We start from the raw sequence: 7,106 nt of genomic DNA on the forward strand, positions 1-7,106 counted from the left end.
CGATCTAGAGTCTTCGGTTTTTTACGGTTGAGCTGTTCCACAAAAGTTCGGTTGATCTTTTTGCAGTAATTAGACCTAGCAGATGATACCTGAAGGGCATCCCATAAAAAATCCTCTTTACTTGACCAAAGGTTTACAAGGTTTCTTATCTGCTGTGGCGTATAATCAGCTGCATCAATATGGATATGAGTACCGCAGTCATAATCAAGCCCTGTTATAGCTCCTGCTTTTCTCAGAGAACGAATAACATTTTGCAGCAGATCAAAGTCCTCATATTCAAGCACAGGAGAGTTAAGCTCTACCTTGTAATAGTCACTGGCAAAATCTCCGTTTTTCTTTCGTGCATAGATACTGCTGTCAAAAACTATCTGCCAATCTCTACCTCGGTCATCACCGACAGTATACTTATCATAGGTACCGCCCACATGATCTATATCACCCCCAAGAACTTTTTTAATTGCTTTAGCAGCTTCGCACCTTGTTATACCAGTCATCTCGATCTCGATACCAAATTTTCTATTTTTTATCCCATCAAAATTTCCCGGCATTCTTTCACCTCCGTTCTTTAAAATGTAAAAATAAAAAAAGCCCGAATTCAGGGCGGCGCACATAAAGCAGTTTATGTGATTTGAAGATAAGGTTGCGCAAACTCGCAGCCTTTTTCTTTTTGTCGTATTCTTTGCTGTCAGCAATAGCTGTAGCGACAGCAACATCAAAGCGGAAGTGTATCTCGATCTGCTGAGTACGATGCCCATCGCTCTTTTCAGGAGCGTAAACAACTATCTTCTCGATAAGTTCATGCATGATCTCGGGAGTAAGCTGCTTCTGATTTCTGCGCTTATTCTTACGCATCTCCTGAACAAGATTAAACTCCTGCTGTGTGACGATAGGCTCATGGGTATTCTCAAAGATAAGCCAGTCCTCTTTCGGATTTTCGATCTTACGCTTGTTCTTGTAGGACTTGCGGCATGTACGGAAGTTCACCGTATGACCGATGTATTCGGGGTGCTCTAAAATGTCAATGACAGTTTCAGTACACCAGCGGTCAAGCCTTGAATTCTTGTTGGCTGGGTTTCTTCCCTGCGATATAGCGTAAGCCGTTGGATTTGGGATACCTTCCTCTGTCAGCTTACGGGCAATCTGAGTCGGACCGTAGCCGCTGATGCAGGCGAACTTTTCTCACCTCAGATACATGATGATATGCGGCTGCGGTTTCCCGAACAGTAAGCAGAATTTTGAGCCTGCGGTCATGCAGTTCAAGCTGATGTTACCGAATAACCACACTATCATTACCGTCCCCGAAGGTCCGATGTTCAATGCTCCCGAAGTAGCAGAGGTAACTGCGCCGAGATTGGAGCTTGTGAAACAGGCGGGAAAGCAGTATGCTGAAACAGGCGAAATAGATGAAAAATTGCTTGCGAAGATATGCTCACCGATGATACCCGAAGATGTGTATGCTGGTATCTGCAATAAAACTGTATAACCTAAAAAACAGCAACAAGAAAGGATACACTCCTTGCCTTGTTGCTGTATGAGTTATTCTTTTGATGATTATCAAAGCTACAGGTTACATTTACATAGCACTTTGATTAGCATATATCACCTAATTGCTTTTTTATAAAATCATCAAACGAGTTTATCCTCTCATCAACATTTAAATGCTGATGCTCAATATTTACTGCATCGGATGATGAAATGAATGAGAAATGCATTTTACTTCTATCCATAAACATTTTTATCATCTTATCCGAATGGTTTTGAATATAGAAATACAGTGCCAAAAATTCAATGTCATCATTAAAATAATAAAAATAATCTAGATCATTTCTTGCTCTGCTTACCCTTTGAAAAGCATTATCAAATAATGCGTTCCAATCATTATTATCAAAGTAAGAACAAACTTGTTTAATAATATACATTTGTCCATGTGAACGAAAACCATAATCACTATCAGAAACAAGGTACGGGATAACATATTTGGAAACAAACTCTTTCTTGTTTTGATTAGGAATATGCTCTACGATTTCTAAAATCAAATTTGATAAACTGCCATTATGATACGTCAAAATTCCGGCAATCTCGTTCTCGTTTTCAACTGTATAACCATCTGTATCAAGCCGATCAAGTATATATGAATACTGTTCATCTTTCTTTTCATGTGAGTACAAGTAATCTGCATCATTCATATTCGGCGTACACTTACCATTAGCTATTAGTTCGTTTTTAATATCAGCATCAGATATTGAATCTATGAGTCTATGGTTATAGTCGTATAGCGTTTCAAGTTCATTGTTGTACGGACGATGCTCATTTTTCTCTATTTCGGGTTTTATCCAAGCGTTTGTCAGTTCGTATAACAGTATTCTTTGACCGTCATTTGTAAATATCTTGTCTATTTTATCATATAGTGCTGAAAGAACTCTCTGCCGCCAATATGTCAAATCTTCTGGGGTGTTTTTTAATTCGAATAAAGCATCAAGGTATTTAAATCCAAGTTCACTTGCTACATCAAATAATATGACATATACATTGACACGATTATCTCCTATTTCATTAGCATAGTCGCAAAGAGTCAACAGATCCATTCCATAAGACATGATCTTATCAGAATTATTCGGAAGGAACTTATAGCATTCTAAGAGACCATTTAATGTGTAATCTTTTCTGCCAACATAGCCCATAATTCTTAGGTTCATGGTTTTTTGAATTTTATTTGCAAATTCGGTTTCGTTGAACTTGTTTAGTAAGGACACTATGTGTGTGCAGATATACTCCAAGTTATCATATTCGTTCTTCCATACTATTCCGTTTGAACCACACCAAAACTCTGCTATTTGCAAGAATAATTCCTTTTTATCAAACAAATAGTAGAGTTGAGCAAGTTCATCAATGTAATGCGGAGCTTTTCCGGTAAATATAATATTCAGCAAATCAGTACATAATCTTAATTTCTCTGGATATTCAAGCGTATTGACAAAGTATTGTAAGAATACTCTCTTGAAATATGGGAGAACTTCAAATGTGCCACAATCATTGCATGAGCCAGCTCTATTTCTTGTAAAGTATGTCAAATCATAAGCTATTTTTAGTGTTTCATTATATGTTCCTTCGTTATCATAAAAAAACGAGTTTATTCTGTCTGCTAATGACTTTAACTCTATCGCAGGCTCATAACCACGATCCTCAATAGAAATGCGTTTGTTTTTCAGAGTCTCTTTATATAGCGTATCCCAGTCGATTGTATTATCATACTTATACAAACAAAAATATGCTTTAAAGAAGCCATGAATACCATGAATCTTATATTCTGAAATATCTCCACCTAACGAACCAAAAAAATCCATTTTTATAACTGCATCATGTAAGATAGATTGTATTTCCTCGGACGGAATTCTTTTCAATAACATGGAGAAACATAATTCTGTCAGAGTATGTGTAGATATATGTTTAAAACTGCAAAGCTTCGTAGATAAGCAAGCAATTGCTTCATTACAGATATCAGGATTCTTGGTTATTTCAGAAACATAATTGTGTAGATCTGCAATGCCATAAGTATGAAAAGTGAAAGTTTGGTGTATGTCAGAAATAGAGCAAAAATTGGCACTTGCATCTAACCACCCTGTTACAAATGCAACATAACAATTGTCAAGAGTAAGCTCTCGAAGTACATCTGGATTATAAAACCTGCTAATATATCCTATCTTTTCAAACTCTTTTTGATTGGTATCATCATCTGACAGTGTTTTTACAATATCATAGTTTGAAAAATATTCGGCGTATAGTTTTTCCGCTCTTTCATATTCATTCAGTTTTAGAAGGCTATAAATATCATCGATAATCTGGGATATAGCATCAGAAGCCTTTAGCACATATTTTTCAGAACGAGTCAGCTTACTCGACATTTTTGCCTCAACAAATCTTTTTTCCTGCTCATAATAATTTACACACTCAAGTAATTTGGATATTGAAGTTGAAACCAAACTCAGTCTGTGAGTCATTTCAAAATTATAATCATCTTTGAATAAATCAACCACATTACTGAATTGTTCCACCAATTTATCAATTGGAATTTGATAATTAATAGAGCCAATTATATACTCAGGATTATAGAATTCAAAAATTTTATCGAGATTACGTGTTTCAAGGCTTAAGTTGAACAAAATATCATATTTGAATTTATCTAAAGCTTTGTTTTTGATAATAGATGAAGTTACAGAGTCGATAACATTTGCAAAGTTGCTATTTGTACGTATAACTTCTTTAAAATAGAGCCTGACATCATTGTGAAAAACATAATATCCGAAGTCATCTGAAACAATAATAGGATAAAGTTTGTGAAGTACTGCTTCAACAGTAAGCTTATCTGATTCACAAAGATCAACTAAGTTTTCAATTGATATTTTTCTGGAAGCAAATGCATAAATAGCTTCTAATTTTAACAACAAAATCTCAGATTCTGAGGATATGGAACTTACTATCCACTCATAGTAACGGTCAATATAGTTGTTTAGCCTCCGTGTCAATAAATGATTGATAATACCATCAAAATCAAAATCAGCAGATAATCCTTGTATTTCTAAAATAGCAAACAATACATTAAGCGTATTGTTGCCGACAACTCGTATAATTGATGAAGATAAAGTATCAATATCCACATTTTTTATTTTGATATTATATGCTTCAATTATAGTCTTGATATCATTTGCTTCTAAAGCCGGAAGTTCAATGTACTCTATATCTGGATTTTTTATCAACCACTTCGGGTATTTATCATTAACTGGCTGTCCAACTAAAATAAATTTCACTCCGTCGCCAACTTCATCAGGACGAGGAAGCTGAGAAAGAAACGTATCCTTGGTCTTACTTGATCTTGCAGCGTGATCCATTCCGTCGATAAATAAATAGCAAGTCCGCCCACATTTTTCTGCGTATATTGGTAAAAACTTAAATACTGCCGCTCTGAGTTCTGTTATGGTCAAATAATCATATAGGAGTGGGAATTCTAATTCACTAAGTATATTTAATGCTTCAAATTTGCTTTTGATTTGAGATAGAATACTGCTCCAGAGGTCTTTACCGCTATAGAATCCCTCATCATCACTAAATGATGGAGTATCTGCGTTGACCGGTAAATATGTATAGTATCTGAAATCAACAATGGAGTTTGTAGCCTGAGCTAAGTAACTAATAAAATTTGTTTTTCCTGCACCTGGTAATCCCTGAAGAAAAATGACACTCTTATCACTTTCAGTTATCCTTTTTGTGAATTGATCTGCAAAATCAAGTCTGGAAGGAAGAATTGGCGTTGTAGGAGATAATTTATATTCAGGTAACCTATAATGCGGCTCACATAGTGAATTATATATATCCTCTTTAGTAATTTCGGGCTTTTCTCGACGAGAAGTAGCCCATTTTTCTAAGCTTGAACGTAATTTTTCGATAGCTGTATTAATTACTTCTTCTTTATCAGTACCTAATATATTAGATAATAATTCTCTGATTTTCACCTCTAAACCTGCAAGATCTTCCTGATTTTTAAATTCAATGATCTGTATAAATTCGTCAGTATCATCTTCATTGAGATTAATAGTTCTTCTGAACCATTCAATTGCATTCTTCTCCTGAATATTTTCTCCGCAATATGACAAATCATTTTTTAATTTAGGAAGCACCCTATTTATAAAGCATGAAAAAGAGCATTTTCCGTTTGTCGCATTCGGTCCCCATTTTCTGTTAGTAATTATACTTAGAACTTTGATCTTATAGTTTGTTTTTGCTTTGTTCCACTCTGACGCCCATGATTTTAACATTTTATCGGATTCTAAATCAGAATATGTCAAAGAATCATTAACATCAGTGTGTTTCACCTGGATGTTGGCTATGCTACCATCAACATAGTTTATAACCACATCATCAAGCGACTGGAATTTGCTTGATTGCAGCGTGACAGATTCGATTGATGCATCTGTCATCATATGTAAGCATTCAATGATTCCTATTTCCCATTCATACCAATAAGGCGTACCAATTCCTGCATTACCCATTATATTCCGCCACCTTTTCATAAGCAAGTCGACTTATATTATATGCGAATTTTTCTATGTCATCTTTAGAAAAATTAATGTGATAACCATTTATCAAGCTATCAATAGTATACTTGAAACTCGTATCATAGTCTGGAGAAATATAGTCAAAGTGTGTTAACTTGAAAACATTTTGAGCGAAAACGTACAACTCCTGTTTAGATATAGGATATATAATACTATCATTCATTTTTGCAAAGCTATTTAACAACCTGTTGTTTTGCATTATATTATAGCATAATTTAATAAAATAATCAGATATATCATCAAGTTTTTCTTGCAAGTATAAACAAATAAAACCAAGTGAAGGGTGAAAATCCACTCTTTCAGTTATATTATATTCTACTAAGCTGCTTTTGCAATCGTCTATAATTTCAATAAAGGAGTACTCAGGAATAGCAATTAAGCAATCATTTAGATCAATTAGTTGTATTTTGCTTCTTATTCTATCTAAATAGAAAAAGCCACAGATATTATAATAACATTTAAAAACTGAAAGGGCACTGCGATTGAATAATACGAAGCCATTTTGATTCGTATTTAAGTTAATATCTCTGAAAGAATTGCTTTGTGTATCATAAACTTTAATCACTTTATTCACCTACTTTATTGCTATATGCTTGTTTCCCATATCATAGCATAAATACACGAAAAAGTCAATCTGCATCACAGCGCATTGCACTGAGGAAAATCCACTTTTTGCTGCGCAATTCACAAGAATTATTACAATCCTTCCACAGAACTGGACTCCGGTAGTTTTATTGGATATAATGGATTCACGATAAAACTATTGGAGGTAACGATTATGTTGAAAACACCTGAATTGGCAATGCCGAGAACACGAAAGGTCACTACTGTATGCAACGGTAAACGTGAGGTCTGGACGGACTACGAACAAGCAAAGGCATTCAAAGCATGGTACCTTGTAGGATTATAGTGGTTATAGCGGCTGTTTGAAGTTTCGGCATACCACAGGTCACTTATCCGATCTAGAGTCTTCGGTTTTTTACGGTTGAGCTGTTC

The 7,106-nt window shown here is 35.0% G+C and carries 5 protein-coding genes and 1 pseudogene; 2 read left to right on the forward strand and 4 right to left on the reverse strand.

The features are described 5' to 3' along the window. Positions 1–548 (reverse strand): amidoligase family protein (locus BM265_RS19040; protein ID WP_177219650.1); only part of this gene is annotated, 548 nt, incomplete at its 3' end. A gap of 4 nt (positions 549–552) precedes the next feature. Next, positions 553–1,167: pseudogene (locus BM265_RS19635) on the reverse strand (recombinase family protein); the annotation flags it as partial. Here BM265_RS19635 and BM265_RS19050 point away from each other — a divergent pair. Continuing rightward, complete coding sequence (locus BM265_RS19050; protein WP_143098793.1) at positions 1,163–1,483, forward strand: hypothetical protein; 321 nt, start codon at positions 1,163–1,165, stop codon at positions 1,481–1,483. The pseudogene BM265_RS19635 and the gene BM265_RS19050 overlap by 5 nt on opposite strands. 106 nt (positions 1,484–1,589) lie before the next feature. Here the strand turns inward: BM265_RS19050 and BM265_RS19055 are convergent, their stop codons facing one another. Both BM265_RS19055 and BM265_RS19060 read right to left on the reverse strand, forming a co-directional pair. Next, positions 1,590–6,044, reverse strand: coding sequence for an ATP-binding protein (locus BM265_RS19055; protein WP_074963502.1), 4,455 nt, complete (start codon positions 6,042–6,044; stop codon positions 1,590–1,592). After that, on the reverse strand, positions 6,037–6,684 hold the full coding sequence (locus tag BM265_RS19060) for a hypothetical protein (RefSeq protein ID WP_207647022.1): 648 nt from the start codon (positions 6,682–6,684) through the stop codon (positions 6,037–6,039). The genes BM265_RS19055 and BM265_RS19060 overlap by 8 nt, the downstream gene beginning before the upstream one ends. Positions 6,685–6,888: 204 nt before the next feature. Between BM265_RS19060 and BM265_RS20960 the strand changes: the two genes are divergently transcribed. Then, a complete protein-coding gene (locus tag BM265_RS20960) occupies positions 6,889–7,020 on the forward strand; it encodes a hypothetical protein (protein WP_278288296.1) in 132 nt (43 codons plus the stop codon). The last annotated feature ends 86 nt before the right edge of the window (positions 7,021–7,106 follow it).

Source organism: Hominimerdicola alba (genome assembly GCF_900112155.1).
Taxonomy (GTDB): domain Bacteria; phylum Bacillota; class Clostridia; order Oscillospirales; family Ruminococcaceae; genus Hominimerdicola; species Hominimerdicola alba_D.

Coding starts and splice junctions, on each gene's coding strand:
- BM265_RS19055 (WP_074963502.1), bottom strand. CDS start 6,044: ATGGGTAATGCAGGAATTGGTACGCCTTATTGGTATGAATGGGAAATA.
- BM265_RS20960 (WP_278288296.1), top strand. CDS start 6,889: ATGTTGAAAACACCTGAATTGGCAATGCCGAGAACACGAAAGGTCACT.
- BM265_RS19050 (WP_143098793.1), top strand. CDS start 1,163: ATGCAGGCGAACTTTTCTCACCTCAGATACATGATGATATGCGGCTGC.